The sequence below is a fragment of the Dactylosporangium cerinum genome, assembly GCF_042653625.1.
Lineage (GTDB): Bacteria > Actinomycetota > Actinomycetes > Mycobacteriales > Micromonosporaceae > Dactylosporangium > Dactylosporangium cerinum.
Genome location: NZ_JBHSIU010000066.1, coordinates 448,165 through 470,638, shown reverse-complemented (window position 1 = coordinate 470,638; position 22,474 = coordinate 448,165). Strand labels below are relative to the sequence as shown.

14 protein-coding genes are annotated in these 22,474 nt (G+C 73.0%); 4 read left to right on the top strand and 10 right to left on the bottom strand.

The window, feature by feature from the left end:
* The first annotated feature begins 4 nt into the window (after positions 1-4).
* Positions 5-1,150, top strand: a complete 1,146-nt coding sequence (locus tag ACFPIJ_RS44470; protein WP_380125148.1) for a sensor histidine kinase — start codon at positions 5-7, stop codon at positions 1,148-1,150.
* A 25-nt stretch (positions 1,151-1,175) separates the two neighbouring features.
* Positions 1,176-1,820 (top strand): response regulator, encoded by a 645-nt coding sequence (locus ACFPIJ_RS44465; protein WP_380125146.1) that lies wholly within the window; start codon positions 1,176-1,178, stop codon positions 1,818-1,820.
* On the opposite strand, the gene ACFPIJ_RS44460 is transcribed toward ACFPIJ_RS44465, so the two are convergent.
* From ACFPIJ_RS44460 to ACFPIJ_RS44430, 7 genes are all read right to left on the bottom strand, one after another.
* Positions 1,804-4,299: an ABC transporter permease gene (locus ACFPIJ_RS44460; protein ID WP_380125144.1), complete on the bottom strand. Its 2,496-nt coding sequence runs from the start codon at positions 4,297-4,299 to the stop codon at positions 1,804-1,806. The genes ACFPIJ_RS44465 and ACFPIJ_RS44460 overlap by 17 nt on opposite strands.
* The gene (locus tag ACFPIJ_RS44455; protein WP_380125142.1) at positions 4,299-5,120 is read right to left on the bottom strand and encodes an ABC transporter ATP-binding protein; all 822 of its coding nucleotides are present in this window, start codon (positions 5,118-5,120) and stop codon (positions 4,299-4,301) included. The genes ACFPIJ_RS44460 and ACFPIJ_RS44455 overlap by 1 nt, the downstream gene beginning before the upstream one ends.
* Before the next feature lie 162 nt (positions 5,121-5,282).
* On the bottom strand, positions 5,283-7,619 hold the full coding sequence (locus ACFPIJ_RS44450) for a glycoside hydrolase family 95 protein (RefSeq protein ID WP_380125140.1): 2,337 nt from the start codon (positions 7,617-7,619) through the stop codon (positions 5,283-5,285).
* Positions 7,616-9,529 (bottom strand): beta-galactosidase, encoded by a 1,914-nt coding sequence (locus tag ACFPIJ_RS44445; protein ID WP_380125138.1) that lies wholly within the window; start codon positions 9,527-9,529, stop codon positions 7,616-7,618. Before ACFPIJ_RS44445 ends, ACFPIJ_RS44450 begins: the two co-directional genes overlap by 4 nt.
* 4 nt (positions 9,530-9,533) lie before the next feature.
* Entirely contained in the window at positions 9,534-10,463 is a 930-nt protein-coding gene (locus ACFPIJ_RS44440) for a carbohydrate ABC transporter permease (RefSeq protein ID WP_380125136.1), read from the bottom strand.
* Positions 10,460-11,437 (bottom strand): ABC transporter permease, encoded by a 978-nt coding sequence (locus ACFPIJ_RS44435; RefSeq protein ID WP_380125134.1) that lies wholly within the window; start codon positions 11,435-11,437, stop codon positions 10,460-10,462. Before ACFPIJ_RS44435 ends, ACFPIJ_RS44440 begins: the two co-directional genes overlap by 4 nt.
* Positions 11,434-13,134 (bottom strand): type 2 periplasmic-binding domain-containing protein, encoded by a 1,701-nt coding sequence (locus ACFPIJ_RS44430; protein WP_380125132.1) that lies wholly within the window; start codon positions 13,132-13,134, stop codon positions 11,434-11,436. Before ACFPIJ_RS44430 ends, ACFPIJ_RS44435 begins: the two co-directional genes overlap by 4 nt.
* A gap of 346 nt (positions 13,135-13,480) precedes the next feature.
* Between ACFPIJ_RS44430 and ACFPIJ_RS44425 the strand changes: the two genes are divergently transcribed.
* The gene (locus ACFPIJ_RS44425) at positions 13,481-15,829 is read left to right on the top strand and encodes a glycoside hydrolase family 3 C-terminal domain-containing protein (RefSeq protein ID WP_380125131.1); all 2,349 of its coding nucleotides are present in this window, start codon (positions 13,481-13,483) and stop codon (positions 15,827-15,829) included.
* A gap of 12 nt (positions 15,830-15,841) precedes the next feature.
* On the opposite strand, the gene ACFPIJ_RS44420 is transcribed toward ACFPIJ_RS44425, so the two are convergent.
* The 3 genes from ACFPIJ_RS44420 to ACFPIJ_RS44410 all read right to left on the bottom strand — a co-directional run bounded on the left by ACFPIJ_RS44420 (position 15,842) and on the right by ACFPIJ_RS44410 (position 21,078).
* The gene (locus ACFPIJ_RS44420; protein WP_380125129.1) at positions 15,842-17,662 is read right to left on the bottom strand and encodes a putative bifunctional diguanylate cyclase/phosphodiesterase; all 1,821 of its coding nucleotides are present in this window, start codon (positions 17,660-17,662) and stop codon (positions 15,842-15,844) included.
* Positions 17,663-17,773: 111 nt separating this feature from the next.
* The gene (locus ACFPIJ_RS44415) at positions 17,774-19,867 is read right to left on the bottom strand and encodes a 3-hydroxyacyl-CoA dehydrogenase NAD-binding domain-containing protein (protein ID WP_380125127.1); all 2,094 of its coding nucleotides are present in this window, start codon (positions 19,865-19,867) and stop codon (positions 17,774-17,776) included.
* Entirely contained in the window at positions 19,867-21,078 is a 1,212-nt protein-coding gene (locus ACFPIJ_RS44410; RefSeq protein ID WP_380125125.1) for an acetyl-CoA C-acetyltransferase, read from the bottom strand. The genes ACFPIJ_RS44415 and ACFPIJ_RS44410 overlap by 1 nt, the downstream gene beginning before the upstream one ends.
* Positions 21,079-21,170: 92 nt before the next feature.
* Here ACFPIJ_RS44410 and ACFPIJ_RS44405 point away from each other — a divergent pair, with 92 nt between their 5' ends.
* The gene (locus ACFPIJ_RS44405; RefSeq protein WP_380125124.1) at positions 21,171-22,397 is read left to right on the top strand and encodes a TetR/AcrR family transcriptional regulator; all 1,227 of its coding nucleotides are present in this window, start codon (positions 21,171-21,173) and stop codon (positions 22,395-22,397) included.
* The last annotated feature ends 77 nt before the right edge of the window (positions 22,398-22,474 follow it).

Here is a 22,474-nt window from a genome sequence, read left to right as displayed (position 1 = left end):
CCCCGTGGCGGGGGCGCGGTGGGTGCAGGTGCGGCGCAGCGGGGCGTACCTGCTGGTGTCCCTCCTCACCGGCGTCGTCACGGTGCTCGCCCTGCCCCTGTTCCTCGTGCCCCGGCTGGCCCGGTGGTGGGCGGACCGGCACCGCAACCGGGCCGGGCGGCTGCTGGGAACGCCCGACCCAGGACGATCCGGCACCGGGCGCAGCCTCCTCTGGCTGCCGGTCAACGCCGTCACCGGGCTGGTGTTCGGCCTGGTGGCGCTGCTGTGCCTGGGCAACGTCGTGGTCGCCGCGATCGCCACGCCCCTCTGGTGGGCGTTCACGCCGCCGGAACGGCCCCGGCTGTTCGTCGACGTGCCGGTGCCCGGCTGGGGCACCGCCCTCACCCTCGGGCCGCTGCAGATCCTGCTGCTCGCGGCCCTGGCGTACCTGACGTTCCCGCCGGTCGCCCGCGCGCATGCCAGGATCTGCCTGATGGTGCTGGCGACCTCGACGGCCGAGCAGCTGGCGGAGCGGGTCGCGGTGCTGACCCGCACCAGGGCGGACGTGCTCGACGCGCACGGCGCCGAGCTGCGCCGGATCGAACGCGACCTGCACGACGGGACCCAGGCCCGGCTCGTGGCGATCGCGATGCGGCTGGCCGTGGCCCGCCAGGCCCTGTCCGACACACCACGCGACGAGCAACTCCTGGAAGACCTGCTGCGGGAGGCGCACGAGGGCACGGAAGCGGCGATGACCGAGCTCCGCGCGGTGATCCAGAGCGTGTACCCGCCGATCCTCGCCGACCGGGGCCTCGCCGGCGCGCTGACCGCCGTGACCGCTCAATGCGGCGTGCCGACCCGGCTGGACGCCGGCGACCTCGACGACGTGCCGGCGGCCGTGGAGACCGTGGTCTACTTCGCCGTCGCCGAGGCACTCACCAACGCCGCCAAGCACAGCCGGGCCACCACGGCCGGGGTCCGGGTGCACCGCAACGCCGACGTGGTGTCGGTGGTGATCACCGACGACGGCGTCGGCGGCGCCGACGACCGGCGGGGCACCGGCCTCGCCGGGATCCGCCGCCGGGTCCTCGCGCTCGACGGCACCATCGACGTCGACAGCCCGCCCGGCGGGCCGACGACCATCACCCTGGAGCTGCCGTGCGGGTCGTGATCGCCATTTTCGTCGGGGAGCTGCCGTGCGGGTCGTGATCGCTGAGGACAACGTGCTGCTGTCCAGCGGGCTGCAGCTGCTGCTCGGCCGCGCCGGCTTCGACGTCGCCGCCGTCGCCGAGGACGCCTCCGGGTTCCTGTCCGCCGTGCGGGAACACCGGCCCGACGTCACCATCGTCGACGTCCGGCTGCCGCCGTCGTTCCGCGACGAGGGCATCCGCGCCGCCCTGCAGGCCCGCCGCGAACACCCCGGACTGCCGGTGCTGGTGCTGTCGCAGTACGTCGAGCAGCAGTACGCCGCCGAACTGCTCTCCACCGCCTCCGGCGGCGTCGGCTACCTCCTCAAGGACCGGGTCAGCCGGGTGGACGAGTTCATCGACGCCCTGCGCCGGGTCGCGGCCGGTGGCACCGCGATGGACCCCCAGGTCATCGCGCAGCTCGTCCAGCGCGCCGGCGACCCGATCGCCGCCCTCACCCCGCGCGAACGCGAGGTCCTGGCGTTGATGGCGCAGGGCCACGACAACAAGACCATCGAGCGGCAGCTCGTCATCACCGACAACGCGGTGCAGAAGCACATCGGCAACATCTTCGCCAAGCTCGGCCTGGCCGTGACCGACAGCGGCCACCGCCGGGTCCTCGCCGTCCTCGCGTATCTCAACGGGAGTCGCTGACCGGGCGCATGGCGACGCGGGTCGAGGTCATGACGGCCGCCCAGCCCAGCAGCCCGGCGACCGCGACGATGCCCAGGTAGACGAGTGGCGGGATCGACGGGGTCAGGGTCCGGGTCAGCGCGATGCTGGTGCCGACCAACGACGGCACGGCGGCGGCGGTGCCGATGAGCACGGCCGCAACCACGATGATCCTGGTCTCGGCGCGCATCATCGCCTGCACCTGCTTCGGCGTCGCGCCCACCAGTTGCAGCAGCGCGAACTCGCCGGAACGCGCGGCGGTCGCCATCACCAGCGTGTTCACGACGGCGATCGCCAGGTAGCCCAGCAGCACCGCGTTGAGCATCAGCCCGACCGCCGACTCGCCGGCCATGGCCTCGCGCCGCGCCGCGGCGAACGACCCCCGGTCGTCGACCCGGACGGTCGGCAGGTCCCTGACGGCGGACCGCAGCACCCCGACGTCGGTGCCAGCCGCCGCGATCAGCACCGCGGCGTCCACCCGGTCGGTGGTGTGCGCCAGGACGAGGTCGTGCGGCAGCGTGACATCACCGAAGCCGAGTCCCCGCTCGTAGATCGCCACCACCGTGGGCCGGACCGGCGTGCCGTCGCCGAGGTTCATGGTGACGGTGGCGCCGACGGTGGCGCCGAGGGTGCCGGCCGCGATCCGGCTCAACGCCACGGTGTCGCCCCGCAGGTCCGCGAGGTTCCCCGCGCGCACCGCCAGGTCCAGGGTGTCGGCCAGCCGGTCCGCCCCGACGCCCTGCGCCGCGTACTGCCTGATCTGCAGGTCGTCGCCGTTGCGGAAGGTCGCCATGACCCGGGTCCGCACGACCGGGGTCACCGTCTCGACGCCCGGCACGTCGCGGAGCAGGCCGGCGAGCTCCGGTGACACACCGGCGGATGTGGACGTGACCACGTAGTCGGCGCGCAGCCCGTCGGCGGCCTGCCGCTGCGCGGCCTCGGTGGCGGTCGTGCCGCTGAAGAGCTGCGCGGCGGCCAGGGTGATCCCCATGATCAGCGGGGTGGTCGCCGCCGCCAGCCGCCGCGAGTTGGCGTGCGCGTTGCGACCGGCGAGGAACCCGCTGACCCCCGACCCGCGGTTGAGCACCGGGCCGAGCACCGTGACCGCGCCGCTGAGCAACCGCGGCCCGAGCAGCCCGACGGCGATGACGAGCAGAAACGCGGAGAAGGCGGCGCTCTCCTCGGACCCCTCACCGGGCAGCGACCACGGCAGCACGACCGCCATCGCGAGACCGGCGGGGACCAGCAGCACGCCGACGGTCAACCGGACCCACCCCAGCTTCGGCGGCTCCAACGCGGCCTCCCCGAGCGCGTCCACCGGCCTGAGCCGGGACGCGCGCCGCGCCGCGATCCAACCACCGAGACGCGCCCCGACCAGGCACAGCACCAGCGCCGCGAGCACCGGCAACGGGCCGACCGTGAGCCTGAAGTCGTCCGGCACCGCGCCGGCCGCCGTGAAGGCCGCCAGGAGGACCGCGCTCAGCCCCACACCGGGAAGCACCCCGAGCACCGCACCCAGGATGCCCACCACCATCGTCTCGGCGGCGATCATGCGCAGCACCTGCTTCGGCGTCGCGCCGATCGCCCGCAACAGCGCCAGCTCCCGCAACCGCTGCCGGACGGACAGCGCCAGGGTGCTGCCCACGACGACCATGATGACCAGGACCATGCTGCCGCCGAACGCCAGCGACAGTTCGCTCAGGAACGACCGGGTGCTGCCGACGTCGAGGAACTCCGCGTCGCTGCGGTCCGCACCGGTGTAGACGACCACGCCGGGGACGGCCGCCTCGACGCTCCGCGCGAGTTCGCCGGCACTCACCCCTGGTGCGGCCAGCACGCCGATGGTGTCCACCCGGTCCGGCCGGCCGGTCAGTTCCCGGGCCTTGTCGTCGGTGAAGTACGCCGCGGACCGCCTGCTCGGCCCTCGCAGGTCAGCGACACCGGTCACCCGGTAGGTCTGCGGAGTAGAGCCGACCGCGAGCCGGACCGACCCGCCGGCGGTGACCCCGGCCCGCCGGGCCAGGTCGGCGTCCAGCACCACCTCGTCCGGCCCGGCCGGCGCACGGCCCGCCCGCAGCGTGAACGGGCCGAGCACGGCCGACTGCCAGCCGTGCCCGACCGCGGGCCCGGCATCGGCGGTCACCACGGTCACCGCGACACTCACGTCGGCGATCGCCGCCCGCACTCCGGGCACGGCCGCGACGTCGCCGACCCGGCCGGCGGGCAGGGTGGCCCGCTCGGCGAACAGCGGGTCCACGTCGTCGGCCACCCGCAGCGCCTGCGGGGCACCCACCACCACGTCGGCGGCCCGGTACCGCTCGACCGGCACCCCCGAACGCTCGCTGCTCTCCAGCAGGATCCCGCACGCCGTGATCACCGCCGAGCCGAACAGCACCGCGACGAACGCCGCGACGAACCCGCCCCTGCGCCCCTTGACGGTGCTCCAGGCCAGCCTGAGCATCACCGCTCCCCCAGGCGGGTCGTGCGCGCGTCTCCCAGGTTGGTCATGCGCTCGTCTCCCGGGCGGGTCATGCGTTGGTCTCCCGGGCGGGTCATCCGCTCGTCTCCCAGGTGGGTCATCCGCTCGGCGATCTGCTCGGCGGACGGCCGGGTCAGGTTGCCGGCCAACCGGCCGTCCACGAGGAACACCACGGCGTCGGCCTGCGCGGCCACGACCGGGTCGTGGGTGACCATCAGCACGGTCTGCCCCAGCTCGTCGACGATCCGCCGGAGCAGCGCCAGGACCTGCCGCCCGCTGTGGCTGTCCAGCGCGCCCGTCGGCTCGTCCGCACAGACCAGGTCGGGCCGGTTGATGAGCGCCCGGGCGATCGCCACCCGCTGCTGCTGGCCACCGGAGAGCTGACTCGGCCGCCGGTCGCGGTACTCGGCGATCCCGACGGCGGCGAGGACACCGGCCAGCCGTTCCGGATCGACCGGCTTCCCGGCCAGCCGGACGGGCAACGCGACGTTGTCCGCCACCGTCAGCGCGCCGAGCAGGTTGTACGCCTGGAACACGAACCCGATCCGGTCCCGCCGCAGCTCGGTCAGTTCCGTCTCCGACCGGCCGGACAGGTCCGTGTCGCCCAGCACGACCCGTCCGGACGTCGGCCGGTCCAGCCCGGCGGCGCAGTTGAGCAACGTGCTCTTACCTGACCCGGACGGCCCCATCACCGCGGTGAACGAGCCGCGCGGAAACCCGGCCGTCACGCCGTCCAGGGCCCGCACCGCACGCCCGTACTCCTTTGACACCGACTCCAGCCGCACCGCATGGTCCAAACTCATGCGCTCGACGCTAGGCCCGCCGCCCGCGTGATCCGATACGGTGCGCCGCCGTCCCCGAGGTACAGCTGGCTGTACCTGTTGCTGAAACTCGCAGGCCAGAGCCGGTCACCGAACAGGTGAAGAACCATGACCGATGACGGGCCACACAGCGCGTAAGGCATCCTAGGAAACTAGATATGTTGCTGCTTTGTGGGCCTGCCAGCGGATCCGGCGACGGTCCGGTGGGGCGCCCGGCACGATCGTCGCGTCGGGGGCATGGACGGTGACCGGCGCCGATGGGGGCAGTTCGACGGTCAAGGGTCCGGTGGTGCCGGCGACGATGCGGGCCGTGGCCAGCCGGCCGCCGGTCCAGGAGACGTCGACGCGGTGGCCGCCGCGGCAGCGGATACCGCGGATGTGACCGGTGGGCCACGCCGACGGGAGGGCCGGGAGAAGGCTGACGGCGCCGGCGTGGCTCTGGACGAGGAGTTCGGTGATGCCGGCGGGGATGCCGAGGTTGCCGTCGATCTGGAAGATCCAGCCGCTGGGGCGGCCCGCGTCCGGGTGCAGGGTCAGCAGCGACGCCGAGCACAGTTCCTCGACGAGGGCGGTCAGGGACTGCTCGGCCAGCTCGGGGTCGCGCAGACGGGCGGCGAGGCAGAGGACCCAGGCGCGGCTCCAGCCGGTGTGGCCGGTGCCGTGGGCGAGGCGGGTCCGCAGCGCGCGGCGGGCGGCCGCGTAATCGGTTGAGGACTCCGTGATGCGGGTGCCGGGGAAGAGCCCGTACAGGTGGGACAGGTGCCGGTGGCCGGGTTCTCGGGGTGGGCGGTCGTCGTGCCACTCCAGCAGGGCGCCGTCAGGGCCGGTCTGGACGGGGCGGAGGGCGGCGAGGGCGGCCGTCGCCTCGGCGGCGAGAGCGGCGAAAGTGGCGAAAGTGGCGAAAGTGGCATCCGGCCACCGGTCCAGGAGGACCAGCAGTCGGGTCAGCACCTCGCGGGCGAGTTCCTGGTCGAGGGCGCAGCCCCAGGAGACCGCGGTGTGGCCGCCGGCGGCGGTCAGGAACTGGTGCTCGGGCGACGTCGACGGGCTGACGACCAGGGCGCCGGAGGGGTCGGGGACGAGCATGTCGAGGGTGAACTCGGCGGCGGCACGCAGCACCGGCAGGGCCACCTCGCGGGCAAAGGCGGCGTCGGCAAAGGCGCCGAACTCGAGGTGGTCCCAGACGTGCGCGGACAGCCACAGCAGCGCCGACGGCCAGTTCGCCCACTGGGGGTCGCCGGGCACCGGTGCGGTGAATCGCCACAGGTCGGTGTTGTGGTGCACAGCGGCGCCGCGCGCCGAGTAGTACCGGGCGGCGGTCGGCACGCCGGAAACGGCCAGCTCACGGGTCAGGGTGAGCAGCGGCTCGTGCAACTCGGGCAGGCCGGTCGGCTCCGCCGCCCAGTAGTTCATCTGCGCGTTGATGTTGGTGGTCCAGTTGCCGCACCAGCCGGGCCGCACATCGGCGTTCCAGATGCCCTGCAGGTTCGCCGGTTGGGTGCCGGGGCGGGAGCTCGCGATCAGCAGGTAGCGGCCCAGGTGGAACAGCAGCTCGGCCCGGTCGGCGCCGGGCAGTGCCAGGTCGGCGCGGTCGAACAGCGCCCGGTGGTCCGCTACGTGCCGTTGCAGCAGTTTCGCCATGGGCACGGCCAGCGCTCGCGTGACCCGGGCCAGCGCTTCACCGGCGACGGTCGCGAGGTCCGCGAAAGGCGCGTCCGGGCCGCGGAACCCGGTCGCGGCGGCGACGATGAGCCGGGTCTCGGCGGCGGTGTGGCGCACGGCGGCGGCGACCGCGAACCCCATACCGGCGGTGGTGTAATCCACGGCCGGCGAGCGGTCGACGTAGTTGGGCAGCACGTGCGCCGGCGCGTGGCCCGTCCACAGCAGGCACGGCCCGGCGCCGGCGTCGACCACCCCGGTCGTGGCCGGGTGCGGGGTGTGCAGCACCGGCGGGACGGCGGCGGCCAGGCTGCCAGGGCCGGTGGCGGACACGACGAGGACGCCGTCGGGCGCGGAGACGAACGCGGTCAGCCGCACCGGCCCCGACGCGGTCACGTAATCGGTTTCGGCGAGGGCGTCGGCGAGGTCGAGGTGGCGGTGGTACCCGGTGACGTCGTGGTCGTCGGCGTAGGCCCATTCGAGGCGGCCCAGCGGCTGGAACGACTGGGTCCATGCGTCGCCCTGCAACTGCCTGGCGAGGAGGTCCGCGGTCGCGTGGTCGCCGTCGGCGACGGCCTGCCGCAGCGCGGGCAGCACCTCCACGGCCGGGCCGGCGGCCGACAGCAGCGGGCCGGCCGGCTGCCGCGCCTCGCCGGCGGACGATGCGAGCGGGCCGCCGGACCAGAACGTGTCGGCGTTGAGGTCGATCCACTCGAGGCCGGGCCGCCCGTGCAGCATGGCGCCGAGGCTGCCGTTGCCGAGCGGGAACCCGTCGTGGAACTCCCCCGCCGGCGCCGTGAGGGAGATGCGGTGCCGGGTCACGGCGCCGCCTCACGCCGGAACTCGACCCGGCCGGTGTCGTGGTGCAGCAGGAACACCAGGTCACCGCGGCGGACCGCCTCGACGTCCGGCGGCAGGTCCGGCAGCACCGGCGTCACCCCGGCCTCGGTGCAGACGTGGCGCAGCAACCGGCGCAGCGCGTCGGGCGCCGGCAGCGTGGCGACGTACCACGCCGTGCCCGCGCCGTGGCGGTGCCGCAGCACCACCGGCCGGTCGTGCAGCGGGCCACCACGCACGGACGCGACGGTCTCCGCGCCCCGCGCCACCGTCCACTCCGCCCACATGGTGGCGGTGAAGTCGCCCAGCAACGGCGACACGATGTCGAGCAACGAACCGTCCGGCAGCGGCCAGTGCTCCTCGACCCGGACGCCGAGCAGGTCCTGCCATGGCCCGGGCCAGCCGCCGGTGTACACGCGCTCGTCCCGGTCGGTGACCCCGCTGAACGGGCCGACGACCAGGGCGCCACCCCCGGCCACGTAATCGGTCACGCACGCAGCGTCCGCCGGGCTGAGCTGATACAGGTTGGGCACGACGACGAGCCGGTAGCCGTCGAAGGGCCCGCCGGCCGGGGCGAAGTCGCAGGTGACGTTGTCCCGCCACAGCGGCGCGTAGTAGTCGAGCAGGCGGTCCACGTAGCGGAACGCGAAGTGCGGCTGGTGATCGAGTTCGACCGCCCGCCAGGCGTCCCAGTCCAGGACGAGCGCGACATCGGCGGGGACCCGCGCACCGACCACACCGGACAGTCCAGCCAGCTCGCGGCCCAGTGCGCACATCTCCCGGAACACCCGCGAGTCCGGGCCGGCGTGCGGCACCATCGCGCCGTGCCACCGTTCGGCGCCCTGCCGGGAGGCGCGCCACTGGAAGTGCAGGACGCCGTCGGCGCCACGGGCGACCGCCTGCATCGACCACAACCGGTGCAGGCCGCGGCGCAGCGGGGTGGCGACCGGCTGCCAGCTGGCGGCGCCGGGTGACTGCTCGGCGAGCAGCCACGGCCGCCCGCCGCCGAGGGACCGCATGATGTCCTTGGACATCGCGGCCCGCATCGCCGCGCCGGGATCGTTCGGGTCCGGATAGGTGTCCAGGGACACCAGGTCCTCCTCGGCGGCCCACCGCCAGCCGTCGGTGTGCCGGTAGGTGTCCATGAAGTTGGTGGTGACCGGCACCGCGGGATTCGCCGCGCGGACGGCGTCGCGTTCGGCGGTGAAGCACTCCAGCAGCATGGCGTCGCAGAAGCGCTGGTAGTCCAGGTCCTGCAGCGGGTTGATGACGTACTGGACGCGCCGCGGGGGCAGCACCTCGGCCCAGTCGCCGTAGCGTTGCGACCACACGGCGGTGCCCCAGGCGGTGTTGAGGCCGTCGAGGTCGCCGTAGCGGTCGCGCAGCCAGCCGCGGAACCGCTCGGCGCAGTGTCCACAGTGGCAGGTGGTGCCGTACTCGTTGCCGATGTGCCACAGTCGCAGCGCCGGGTGGTGGGCGTAGCGCGTCGCAATCAACGAGCTGATCGCCAGCGCGGCCCGCCGGTACGCGGGCGCGCAGGGGCAGTACTGGTTGCGGGAGCCGTACAGGCGCCGGATCCCGTCGGGGCCCTGCGGGAGGGTGTCCGGGTGATGGTGGCCGAGCCACGGCGGCGGGGACGCGGTGGGCGTGGCCAGGGCGACGCCGATGCCGCCGTCGTGCAGGAGGCCGAGCACGGTGTCGAGCCAGCCGAACGTGAAGCGGTCCGGCGCCGGTTGCAGCGCCGCCCACGCGAAGACCCCGACGGTCACCAGGTTCACCCCGGCGTCGCGCATGAGCCGCACGTCCTCGGCCCACACGTGCGGCGGCCACTGCTCGGGGTTGTAGTCGCCGCCGTACAGCAGCCGCCCCCGCGTCACGTCCTGCAGTCCGGGCACCGCATCAGCCCTTGATCGCGCCGGTGAGCATGCCCTTGGTGAAGTGCCGCTGCACGAAGGGGTACGCCACCACGATCGGGATCAGGGTGAGGGTGACGACCGCCATCTGCAGCGACAGCTGGGCGATCTGCTGGTGGCCGGCGTACTGGCCGGTGCCGGTGACCCCGCCGCCGGGCATCGAGCTGCCCTGCAGCGTGTACGTGTAGAGGATCATCTGCAGCGGCCACTTGCCGTTGTCGGGCAGGTACAGCAGCGCGTTGAAGAACGAGTTCCAGTAGCCGACGGCGTAGAACAGGGTGATGACGGCGGTGACGGCCCGGGACGTGGGCAGCACCACCGACCACAGGATGCGCCACTCCCCCGCACCGTCCATGCGGGCCGCGTCGATGAGCTCCGGTGCGGTGCTGCTGAAGAAGCCGCGCATCACCAGGATGTTGAACACCGACACGGCGCTGGGCAGGATCATCGTCCAGTACTCGCCGTAGCCGCCGAGCGAGGTGACGACGAGGAACGTCGGGATCAGCCCGCCGCTGAAGAACATGGTGACGACCAGGAACAGCAGGATGCCGCGGTGCCCCAGGGATCCGTGCCGGGACAGCCCGTAGGCGCACAGGACGGTCACCACCATCGACAGCACCGTGCCCACGGCGGTGATGGCGAGGCTGACCAGCAGCGAGTGGGTGACGAGCTGGTTGGTGAAGATCTGCCGGTACGCCTCGACCGTCAGCTCCGTGGGCACGGTGACCAGCCCGCCGGCCTCGTTGATGGCCGCCTGCGTGGAGAAGCTGGTGAGCACGATCGAGTACAGCGGCACCAGGATCACCGCCACGACCAGGAACAGCGTGACGCCCTTGCCTGCCTTGCCCGCGGGCCCGAGCGGCTCCTCCCACACGGGGCCGGTGTGCTTCTTGCGAACAACGGTGGCGGCGGTCATTTCCGGTAGAGTCCGTCCTCGCCGAAGGCGTGTGCGAGCTTGTTGGCGGCCAGCACCAGGATCAGCGACAGCACGCCCTTGAACAGGCCGGCGGCGGCGCCGTAGCTGAAGTTGTTGTTGACCACGCCGTAGTAGTAGGCGAACGTGTCGAGCACCTCGGCGGCGTCCCGGCCGACCGCTCGCCGCTGGATGAGCATCTGTTCGAAGCCGACGGTGAGCGCGTTGCCCAGGCGCAGCACCAGCATGAGCACGATGACGCCGCGCATGCCGGGCAGCGTGATGTGCCACAGCCGGCGCCACCGGCCGGCACCGTCGGCAGCGGCCGCCTCGTAGAGGCTCTGGTCGATGGCGGCGAGCGCGGCGAGGAACACGATGACGCCCCAGCCGGCCTCCTTCCACACGGCCTGCGCGGTGACGAGGTACTTGAAGGCGTCGGGGTCGGTCATGATGTCCCAGGTCGCCCAGCCGTGCCGGCGCAGCATGGTGTTGAGCGCGCCGGCGCCGCCGAGCATCTCCTGGAACACGGTCACGACGAGGACCCAGGAGAAGAAGTGCGGCAGGTACACCACCGACTGCACGAACGAGCGGAGGCGGGCGTTGACGACCTCGTTGAACACCAGCGCCAGGGCGATCGGCACCGGGAAGTACAGCACCAGTTGCACGGCGCTGATGACGAGCGTGTTGGACAGCGCGTGCCAGAAGATCGGGTCGTCGAGCAGCCGCCGGAAGTTGTCGACGCCGGTCAGCGGGCTGTACCAGAAGCCGGAGTAGACGTCGTAGCTCTGGAAGGCGGTGACCAGGCCGAGCATCGGCACGTAGGCGAAGACGGCGAGCAGCACGACCGCCGGCAGCGTCATGAGCAGCAGCGAACGGTCCCGGCGCAGCCGGATCCGCCACCGCCGCTGCGTGACGGTCGCGGCCGGAGCCGGACGCGGTGGCGCGTCCGGCTTCGTCGCGGTGCCGCCGGTGGTCATTTGCCGGTGCCGAACTTCTCGCGGATGCCGTCGTAGAACTTGCGCAGGTCGTCGCCGCCCTGTTTGCGCCAGGTGGCGACCGCCTCGGTCCACGCCGAGATCGGTTTGCGGCCGAGCTTCACGTCGGTGATCGTGTCCATCATCGGCTGGCCCAGCGCGGAGAACTGCGCCGGCTCGGACACGTTCATGCCGTAGAACAGCGGCTTCACCGTGTACTTGACCAGGTCGGCCTGCCAGGCGGCGGCGTCCTTGACCACCTGCACGGCGCCGGACTGCACGGTGCTGGCCGACGCGGGGCAGGCCAGGAACTGGAACGTGGTGGCGATCTCCTTGCTGCCCTGCTCGGTGAGCAGCGGATTGCCGGCGGTCATCGTGTGGTGCGTGCCGGCGGTGCCGAAGTTGACGGTGAGCCACTCGGCGGAGCCGTAGGGCGCGGCGAGGTAGTTGGCGATCGCGAGGAGTTCCTTGATCTGTCCGTCGTTGAGCTTCTTGTTCAGGTAGCTGTACATCGACGCGCCGTTGCCGAGCTGGATGGTGGGTTTGTCGCCCTTGGCGCTGAACAGCTTGAACGCCTGCCGGTTGTAGCCGGGGTTGGCGGCGGCGCCGGACTTCGCGTCGTCGCCGTTCCAGGCGCCGGTGCCGTCGACGCACACGGCGACCTTGCCGCTCCAGAAGCGCTGCTTGGCGTTCTGGCTGTTGTCGGCGACCGCGTCCGGGTGCAGGTAGCCGGCCTTGACCATCTTCGCGTGCCAGTTGAGTGCCTCGACGATGCCGTCGGTCTCGTACCGATGCTGCAGCTTGCCGCCGGAGTCGGTCGTCCACGGGTACCCCTGGCTGGGGAAGCCGAAGAGCTGGCAGATGTAGCCGGCGTCGTTGCCGAACAGGTCGTCGAACGCCCACTGCCCGGCGGTGGCGTTGGTCAGCGCCTTCCCGATCGCCTCCAGGTCGGCGATGCTCTTCACGTCGGCGGAGACGCCCGCCTTGTCGAAGATGTCCTTGCGGTAGTAGTACGCGCCGGCGATGACGGCGTTGGAGGAGTAGATCGGCAGGCCGTAGAGCTTGCCGTTCCACACCCCGGACACCCAGGCGTTGGTGGACAGCGCAGCCAGGTTCGGATACTGCTTGACCTTGTCGCCGGCCAGGTACGGGGTGAGGTCGGCGAACTTGGTGCGGACCGCCTCGCCGAAGTTGAGTTTCGTGATGGTCCAGCTGGGCACGTCGATCCAGTCCGGCAGCTTGTCGGCGGCGAACAGCGGCGGCAGCAGGTCGGCGTAGGTGTTGCCGTCGGCGGGCTGCAGTTTCAGGGTCGCGCCGAGTGCCTTGTTGACCGCGTCGTAGTAGGCGTTGCCGCTGGACGGCGGGATGGCGCCCCACAGCGGGGTCATGGTCACGTAGGTCCCGCCGGCGCCGACCGCGCCGGTGACCGTGCGGACCGGGTTGGCCGGGTACGCCAGGAACGCCGGGTCGGTGGACGCGCCGTTGGCGCCGGCGACGACCGGGATGTCGGGCTTGACCAGGTCGCTGGGTGCGTAGGCGGGCAGTGCCTTGGACAGGTCGCCCTCGGTGGTCGTGCCGGCGCCCTTCTCCTTCGGGCTGCCGCAGGCGTCCAGCAACGGCACGGCGGCGATGACGGCGATGGAGGTGAGCAGGCCGCGCCGGCTCAGCCCGCCGGCGTCTGGGATCGCTCCGCTTTGCATGGTGGTTCCACCCTCCGGGTGATCGAGGTGCACGATGCGGTGCGCGAAGTATCGAAGCGCTTCGACAGCGCGACGACTGGCCAGACCGTAGGGCATCGACGCCCATGCGACAAGGACACGACAGAGACACGACCAGGACATCGACGTGGGCCGTGCCACCGAGCGTGAAAGTTTCGCCCGGTTTGACAGGCACCGGCCGGACACCGATCATCGAAGCGCTTCGACTGGCCGGCAATCCAGCAGATCGGGGACCTCGCATGAGCGGACCGGAGCGCAGCGGAGGTGCCGCGCATCAGGGGCGCAGGGTCGGCTCAGGCCGACGCCGGAGCGCAGCGGAGGTGGCGGCATGAGCCCGCCCGACGCCGTCGCGGACCTGCTGCGGCGGCTCACCACCGCCGAGAAGATCGCGCTGCTGCACCAGCGGCAGCCGGCCGTGCCGCGGCTCGGCCTGGCCGCCTTCCACACCGGCTGCGAGGCGCTGCACGGCGTCGCCTGGCTCGGCCGGGCCACCGTCTTCCCGCAGGCCGTCGGGCTCGGCGCGAGCTGGGACCGGGCGCTGCTGCGCGCGGTCGGCGAGGCCGTCTCGACCGAGGTCCGGGCGCTGCACCGGGACGGGCGCGCCTCGCTCAACGTGTGGGCGCCGGTGGTCAACCCGCTGCGCGATCCGCGGTGGGGACGCAACGAGGAGGGGTACAGCGAGGACCCGCTCATGACCGCCGAGCTGGCCGTCGCGTACTGCACCGGGCTGCGCGGTGGGCACCCCGACGTGTGGCGGACCGCGCCCGTCCTCAAGCACTTCCTCGCCTACAACGTGGAGACCGCCCGCGACGTCGTCGACATCGCCGTGCCGGAGCGGGTCCTGCACGAATACGAGCTGCCCGGCTTCCTCGAGCCGCTGCGCGCGGGCGTGGCGGCCGGGGTCATGCCGGCCTACAACCTCGTCAACGGCGTGCCGAACCACGTGCATCCGCTGATCGCCGACGTGCTGCGGGCCGTCGCGCCCGACCTGGTGGTGTGCTCCGACGCGCAGGCACCGTCGAACCTGGTGGACACCGAGCGGTACTTCCCCGACCACGCCGCCGCGCACGCCGCGGCGCTGCGGGCCGGGGTGGACAGCTACACCGACAACGGTCCCGACCCGGCACCCACCATCGCCCGGTTCACCGAGGCCCTCCGGCGCGGCCTGATCACCGAGGCGGACCTCGACACCGCCCTGGGACGGATCCTGCTGCTGCGGGCCCGGACCGGGGAGTTCGAACCGGCGCGGGACCCGTACACCGGGATCCGCGACGACGTCATCGGCTGCGAAGCACACACCCGGCTGGCGGCCCGCGCCGCGCACGCGGGTGTCGTGCTGCTCAAGAACGCCGCCGGCGCGCTGCCGTGGACCGGGACCGGCGGCGTCGCCGTGATCGGGCACCTCGGCGACCGGGTGCTGACCGACTGGTACAGCGGCACGCCGCCCTACACGGTGAGCGTCGCCGATGCGTTACGAGCTCGGCTCGGCTGGCGTTCGGTGACCACTGTGGACGGTGTCGACCGGATCCGGCTGGCCACCCCCGACGGCCGCCAGGTGCTCCTCGACCCCGACGGCACGCTGCGGCTCGGCGACGCACCCGGTGCGATGTTCGCCCATCAGCAGTGGGGCACCAGCGTGCCGTGCCCGGTGCCGGTCCACACCCTGCGGGAGCACAGCACCGACCGTTACGTCACCGTCGAGGAGTCCGGCGTCCTCGCCGCGACCGCGGTGACGCCGGACGGCTGGGTGGTGCGCGAGCTGTGGGAGCAGCACCCCGCCGGCGACGGGGAGTTCCTGCTGCACTCCAACGCGCTGGGCCGGTACGTGACCGGGTCCGCCGACGGGCGGCTGACCGTCGGCGACGGCGGTGCGCTGCGGCTCACGCGCCTCGAGGTGACCTCCGGGGTGGCCTCGGCGGTGGCGGCCGCCCGGGCCGCGGCGCGGGTCGTGCTGGTGCTGGGCAACGACCCGCACATCAACGGCCGGGAGACCGTCGACCGGGCCGCGCTGCCGCTGCCGCCGGAGCAGGAGACGCTGCTGCGCGCGGTCCTCGACGCGGCGCCGGCCACGGTCGTCACGCTGGTGTCCAGCTACCCGTATGCGATCGACTGGGCGCAGGAGCACGCACCGGCGATCCTGTGGAGCAGCCACGGCGGGCAGGAGCTCGGCAACGCCCTCGCCGACGTGCTGCTCGGCGCGGCGAACCCGGGCGGACGGCTGCCGCAGACCTGGTATCGCGGCGACACCGCGCTGCCCGCGCCCACCGACTACGACATCATCGGCTCCGGCTGGACGTACCAGTACCACCGCGGCGAGCCGCTCTACCCGTTCGGCCACGGGCTGTCGTACACGACGTTCGGCTACGGCCCGCTGGACGTGACGGCCACCGGCACCGGGTACACCGCGTGCGTGACGGTCACCAACACGGGCGACCGCGCCGGCGACGAGGTCGTCCAGCTGTTCGTGACCCCCCGGTGCTGGCCGGTGCCGGCGCCGGCCCGGCGGCTGGTCGGCTTCGAGCGGGTGCCCCTGGCCGCGGGCGAGGCGCGCGAGGTCCGCTTCGACGTGCCGGTGACGGCCCTCGCCTACTGGTCCGGGGAGTTCGTCGCCCCGCCCGGCGAGTACGTGTTCCACGCCGGGCCGGACGCCCGGTGCACGGTGACCCGGAGCGCCTGACCCGGACCCGCCTCAGGCCTGGACCACCGGATCGCCCGGCAGCGCGGCCTGCAGCTCGGGCAACGGCTGGAGCCGGTGCCGGCCGACCGCGCCCGTCGCGGCGGCCTGCCGACGCCCGGTGCGCAGCAGGCCGGTGAGATGATCGGCGGGCGCGGGCATGCCGAGGTGGTAGCCCTGCGCAAACGGGACCTGCAGCTGCCGCAGCCAGGTGAGCTGCTCGTCGACTTCGACGCCCTCGGCCGTCACCTCGATGCCGACGCTGCGGCCGAGATCGCCGAGCAGTTTGACGACCGCGTGGTCGTTGCGGCTGTCCAGCATCCTGGCCACGAACGACCGGTCGATCTTGATGCCGGTCACGGGCAGGACCGACAGATGGCGCAGCGTCGCCGAGCCGGCTCCCATGTCGTCGAGCACGATGCCGACCCCGTGGTCGCGCAGCCGCCGCAGCTGGTCGACGGCGCCCTGCAGCTGGGCGAGGTCGGCTGACTCCGGCAGCTCCACCCGCAGGCGCTCCGGTGCGAGCCCGACGCGGCGCAGCGTGGCCAGGACGGTGCCGGCGAGGTCGGCGTCGCTGAGCGTCTCGACGGTGAGGTTCACGTTGACGCACCGCGGCGCCCGGCCGCCGTAGGCCGCCTCCCAGGCGGCAAGGTCGGCGCAGGCGCGCTCGAGGACCCAGCGGTCCAGGGCGGGGAACTGGCCCGCCTGCGACACCGCCGGCAGGAAGCGCTCGGGGGTGAGCAACCCGTGCCGGGGGTGCAGCCAGCGGACGAGCGCCTCGACGGACCAGACCCGGCCGTCGTTGACGCCGATGATCGGCTGGTAGAACAGCCGGAGCTCGCCGCGGTCGATGGCACCGCGGATGCCGTCGCCGGCGCCGGGCACCGGGTCGCCCTGCGCGCCGGTGGCCGACGCGGTCCGGACCGTGCCGCCGCCGGCGCGCTTCGCCTGATACATCGCCAGATCCGCCTCCCGCAGGAGGGTCTCCGCGTCGGACCCCGCGCTGCCGATCGCCACGCCGACGCTGGCCGTGCTGTGCGCACCGGCCGGCAGCGCCGGATCGGGCGTCGCGATCGCCTGGCAGAACCGCTCGCCGAGTGCCGCGGCCGACAGGTCCGCGCGGGCACCTGCGGCGATGGTTGTCAGCACCGCGAACTCGTCGCCGCCGAGCCGCGCGACCAGGTCGCCGTCGCCGGCGAGCGCGCTGAGCCGGCGGGCGACGGAGACGATGAGCCGGTCACCGACGTTGTGCCCGAGCGTGTCATTGACCTGCTTCATCCGGTCCAGGTCGAGGAACACCACGGCGATGCCCGGGTGCTCGGCGTCGCGGCAGGCCGCGGCGAGCCCCCGGAGGAACCGGGCCCGGTTCACCAGGCCGCTCAGCGGATCCCGAACGGCCTGGTGGTTCATGAGATCGGCGAGCGCCTCGTAGAGCCGCGCCGCCGACACCCGGGCGAGCTGGCCACCGGGCCGGCGCACCAGCACGTCGTCGTAGCGCCGCGTCCGGTCGCGCCGGCCGAGCTGCTCGCACACGTCGACGACCAGCGCGTCCTCCGCCACGATCATCGGCGCCGGATCGGCCGTGCGCCCCGCCGGCGTCCTCTCCCACAGCGCCCGCCCGTAGCCGAACGGCCCGGCCATCAGCTGCGCGAACCGCTCGCGGCTGATCAGGCCGACACCGCCGTCGAGATACAGCACCGCCACGCAGGGCAGCTCCGGGTCCGCACGGAAGTGCAGATCGAGCTCGCCGCAGCGCATGGTGGCGTTGACGACGGCGATCGGACGTGCGAGGGGCCCGACCACGTCAGGCGGCGTCGAGGACGCATGCTGCGACACGCAGTCCATCATCGACGAGCGGCCAGTGCGGACAAAGCCCAATCTTTCCGGACGATCGCCCGTTACCTGCCGTTCATGTCGGTGGCGGCTTACCCGGCCCCGCTACCCTGCTCAGCGGAACTCCTCCCCGCGGGCGGCCTTGTCCAGCAGGAGCTGGGGCGGGTCGAAGCGGGGGCCGTAGCGGGTGGCGAGCTCGCGGGCCCGGGCGATGAAGCCGGGCAGGCCGCCGGTGTACTGGTTGACGTACTGCAGGACGCCGCCGGTCCAGCCGGGGAAGCCGATGCCCAGGATGGAGCCGATGTTGGCGTCGGCGACGCAGGTGAGGACGCCCTCGTCGAGGCACCGCACCGATTCGAGGGCCTCGGCGAACAGCATCCGCTCCTGCAGGTCGATCAGCGGCGGCCGGACGCCGTCCCTGGCGAAGTGTTCGCGCAGGCCGGGCCAGAGCCGGGTGCGCCTGCCGTCGGCGTACTCGTAGAACCCGGCGCCGCCGGACCGGCCGGGCCGCCCGAACTCGTCGATCATGCGGTCGATGACCGCGTCGGCCGGGTGCGGGGTCCAGCTGCCGGCGGCGGCGTTCTCGCGCCTGATCCTGCGGGGCAGGGTGAGGGTCAGCTCGTCCATGAGTTGCAGCACCGGCGCGGGGTAGCCGGCCTGGGAGCTGGCCTGCTCGATCGACGGCGCGGCGATGCCCTCGGCGAGCATCGCGACGCCCTCGTTGGTGAAGGTGCCGATGACGCGGCTGGTGAAGAAGCCGCGGCTGTCGTTGACCACGATCGGGGTCTTGCGCAGCTGCCGGACGACGCCGAGGGCGCGTTCGACGGTGGCGTCGGAGGTGCCGGCGCCGCGGATGACCTCGACGAGGGGCATCCTGTCCACGGGTGAGAAGAAGTGCAGCCCGACGAAGTCCGCCCGGCGGCGCACGCCTTCGGCGAGCCCGGTGATGGGCAGGGTGGAGGTGTTGGAGCACAGCAGCGCGTCGGGGGCGACGATGTCCTCGATCTCGGCGAACACCTGGTGCTTGAGCGCCGGGTCCTCGAACACGGCCTCGATGACCAGGTCCGCGCCGGCCAGGTCGGCCGGGTCGGCGGTCGGGATGATCCGCTCGAGGAGGTCCGGTCCGCCGCGCCCCTTGGCGACGAGCCGTTCCGAGTATGCCTTGCCACGCTGGGCGGCCTCGACGGTGACGTCCTTGAGCCGGACCCGCATGCCGGCACGGGCGCACACGTAGGCGATCCCGGCCCCCATCATGCCCGCGCCCAGCACGGCGACCTCGGCGAACTTCTGGGACCCGCCTCGGGCGTTGGCGGCCTGCAGGTCGAAGAAGAACGCCTGGATCATGTTCTTCGCGATCTGCCCGGTGACCAGTTCGGCGAAGTACCGGGCCTCGATGTCGGACGCGGTCGCCAGGTCCACCTGCGCGCCCTCGACGGCGGCGGCGAGGATGTTGCGGGGCGCCGGATACGGGGCGCCCTTGAGCTCCTTGCGCAGGTTCGCCGGAAACGCGGGCAGGCTCGCGGCGAGCTTCGGGCTGCTCGGCGTGCCGCCGGGGATCCGGTATCCGGGCACGTCCCACGGCTGCACCGCGCCGGGGTTGGCCGCGATCCAGGCCCGGGCCGCGTCGAGGACCTGCCCGGCCGGCACCACCTCCTGGACCAGGCCGATCTCGAGGGCCTTCGCCGGCCGGTGCCGCTGGCCCTTGAGCAGCACCTGCAGCAGCGCCTCGGTGAGGCCGAGGAGGCGCACCGTCCGCACGACCCCGCCGCCGGCCGGCAGCAGGCCGAGCGTGACCTCGGGGCACCCGATCTCGATCGTGCGGTCGTCGGCGACGACCCGGTGGTGGCAGGCGAGGGCCAGTTCCAGGCCGCCGCCGAGGACGGTGCCGTTGATCGCCGCGACCACCGGCCGGCCCAGCGTCTCCAGGCGGCGCAGCTGGGCCTTGACCCGCATGCTGGCCGCGTAGGCCGCTGCCGCCTGGTCCGCGCCGATGCTGCCGAGCATGTCCAGGTCGCCGCCGGCGAACCAGGACCGCTTCGCCGAGGTGATGATCACGCCCGTGATGTCGGCCCGCTCGGCTTCGAGGCGGTCCAGGACGGTGTCGAGGCTCGACAGGAACGCCTCGTTCATGGTGTTGACGCCCCGGGCGGGGTCGTCAACGGTGAGCACGACGACGCCGTCGGCGCCGAGGTCGTATCGGATGGTCATCAGATCCGCTCCACGATCGTCGCGATGCCCATGCCGCCGCCGATGCACAGGGTGACCAGGCCGAACCGCTGGCCGCGGCGTTCCAGTTCGTCCACGATCGTGCCGAGCAGCATCCCGCCGGTCGCACCGAGCGGGTGCCCCATCGCGATCGCCCCGCCGTTCACGTTGACCTTGTCCAGGGGGAGGTCCAGGTCCTTGGCGAACCGCAGCACGACGGCGGCGAACGCCTCGTTCATCTCGACCAGGTCGAGGTCCTCGGCGGTGAGGCCGGCCTTCGCGAGGGCCTTGCGGCTGGCCGGCGCCGGTCCGGTCAGCATGATCGTCGGGTCGGCGCCGGACACGGCGGCCGCGACGATCCGCGCCCGTGGTGTCAGCCCGGCCGCCGCACCCGCCCGTTCGCTGCCGATGAGGACGAGGGAGGCGCCGTCGACGATGCCGGAGGAGTTCCCGGCGGTGTGCACGTGCTCGATCCGCTCGACCCAGTGGTACTTCTGCAACGCGACGGCGTCGAAGCCGCCCAGCTCGCCGATGGCCCCGAACGACGGCGGCAACGCCGCGAGGCCCTCCGGTGTGGACGCGCGGAGGTGCTCGTCGCGGTCGAGCACCACCAGGCCGTTGCGGTCCCGGACCGGCACCACCGAGCGGGCGAAGTATCCGCCCGCCCAGGCCTTCGCCGCGCGGGTCTGCGATTCGAGGGCGTAGGTGTCGACGTCCTCGCGGCTGAAGCCCTCGATGGTGGCGATGAGGTCGGCGCCGATGCCCTGCGGGACGAACCGGGTGGTGTAGTTCGTCTCCGGGTCCATCGCCCAGGCGCCGCCGTCGGAGCCCATCGGCACCCGCGACATCGACTCGACACCGCCGGCGAGGACCAGGTCCTCCCAGCCTGCGCGGACCTTCTGCGCGGCGATGTTCACCGCCTCCAGGCCGGACGCGCAGAACCGGTTGAGCTGCACCCCGGCGACCGTGTCCGGCAGCCCGGCGGCGATCGCGGCGGTCCTGGCGATGTCGGACCCCTGGTCGCCGACGGGCGAGACGACACCCAGCACGATGTCGTCGATCGCGGCCGGGTCCAGGCCCGGGTGGCGGGCGCGCAGCTCGTCGAGCAGCCCCACGACCAGCGACACCGGCTTCACGCCGTGCAGCGCGCCGTGCTGTTTCCCGCGCCCGCGCGGCGTGCGGACCGCGTCGAACACGTAGGCCTCTGGTGTCATCGCAACCTCTCCGGTCGGCGTGCGAATCTTCGTTAACTTTGTCGGAGATGCTCCGCGCCCGTCAAGGCCGGGCCTGCCGTAGGCTCCACGGTGTGCCAGCCACCGACCTCGCACCCAGGAAGCGGCCGAAGAACCGAAAGGCCCAGATCGCGCTTGTCGCGGCCGAGCTGTTCTGCGAGCGCGGGTATCACCTGGTCGGCATCGACGAGATCGCGGCGGCGGTCGGGATCAGCGGGCCGGCGGTCTACCGGCACTTCCCCAACAAGTACGCGATCCTCGTGCACGCCACCCGCGAGCTGGTCACCGCGGCCCTCGACGCGGCCCGGGAGGTGCCGGGCGACGACCCGGCCGGGGTGCTCGACGCGCAGCTGGCGGCGCTCGCCCGGTTCACCGTGGAGCGGCGCAAGGTCGGCGCGCTGTATCAGTGGGAATGGCGCTACCTGGCCGAGGAGCACCGCACCGAGTTCCGCGCCGACCTCGCCGGCCTCGACGCCCGCCTGGTCGCCCCCCTGCGACGGCTGCGCCCGGAGCTGTCCGCCGGCGGCGCCGAGTTCCTGGTGCGCGCCGCGCTGAGCACCTTCGGCAGCCTGACCACGCACCGGGCCGCCGCGCCGAAGGCCCGCGCCGAGGCGACGCTGCACCGCCTCGGCTGGGCGATGCTGCGCGCCGATGCGCCGCCCGCGGCCGCGATCCGGTCCGCCCGCGGTGCCGCCGGCCGCGCCGCCGCCGATGCCGCCGAGCCGCTCGTGCCCGGGCTCGAGTCGCGCCGGGAGCTGCTGCTCGCCGCGGCGATCCGGCTGTTCCGCCGGCTCGGGTATCACGCCGTCGGCATGGAGGACATCGGTGCCGCCGCCGGGATCAACGCCTCCAGCGTGTACCGCTACTTCCCGAGCAAGGGCGACCTCCTCGCCGCCGCGTACTACCGCGCCTCGGACCGGCTGGCCGCCTCGACGGCGACGGCGCTGCGCGGCGCCACCGACCCCGGCGACGCGTTGCGCCGGCTCGTCGCGGCCTACGTCGGGTTCGCGTTCGGCGAGAGCGACCTGGTCTCGGTGTACCTCGCCGAGAACAACAACCTGCCCGAGCCGGACCGGCACGAGCTGCGCAAGGTCCAGCGGCTGCACGTCGAGGAGTGGGTGCGGCTGCTCACCCAGGCCCGGGCCGACCTGCCGGCCACCGACGCCCGGGTGCTCGTGCACGCGGCCATCAACCTGGTCACCGACCTGGGCCGGGCGGTCCGCTTCACCGAGACCGGCGGCGTTCCCGCTGCCGTCGCGCAGCTCGCGCTCGTCGCGCTGCACACCTTCCCAGAAAGTTAACCGTCGTTTACAGTGCCCACAGGAGCGACGGCGGTGTGCCCGTGCCCCGCTCCGGCGACGTCAGACGCCACGACGCT

Bases quoted from the DNA above. Each gene is read 5' to 3' on its own strand.
- ACFPIJ_RS44455 (WP_380125142.1), bottom strand. From the start codon at position 5,120: ATGAGTTTGGACCATGCGGTGCGGCTGGAGTCGGTGTCAAAGGAGTAC.
- ACFPIJ_RS44435 (WP_380125134.1), bottom strand. From the start codon at position 11,437: ATGACCACCGGCGGCACCGCGACGAAGCCGGACGCGCCACCGCGTCCG.
- ACFPIJ_RS44425 (WP_380125131.1), top strand. From the start codon at position 13,481: ATGAGCCCGCCCGACGCCGTCGCGGACCTGCTGCGGCGGCTCACCACC.
- ACFPIJ_RS44415 (WP_380125127.1), bottom strand. From the start codon at position 19,867: ATGACCATCCGATACGACCTCGGCGCCGACGGCGTCGTCGTGCTCACC.
- ACFPIJ_RS44440 (WP_380125136.1), bottom strand. From the start codon at position 10,463: ATGACCGCCGCCACCGTTGTTCGCAAGAAGCACACCGGCCCCGTGTGG.
- ACFPIJ_RS44430 (WP_380125132.1), bottom strand. From the start codon at position 13,134: ATGCAAAGCGGAGCGATCCCAGACGCCGGCGGGCTGAGCCGGCGCGGC.
- ACFPIJ_RS44410 (WP_380125125.1), bottom strand. From the start codon at position 21,078: ATGACACCAGAGGCCTACGTGTTCGACGCGGTCCGCACGCCGCGCGGG.
- ACFPIJ_RS44460 (WP_380125144.1), bottom strand. From the start codon at position 4,299: ATGCTCAGGCTGGCCTGGAGCACCGTCAAGGGGCGCAGGGGCGGGTTC.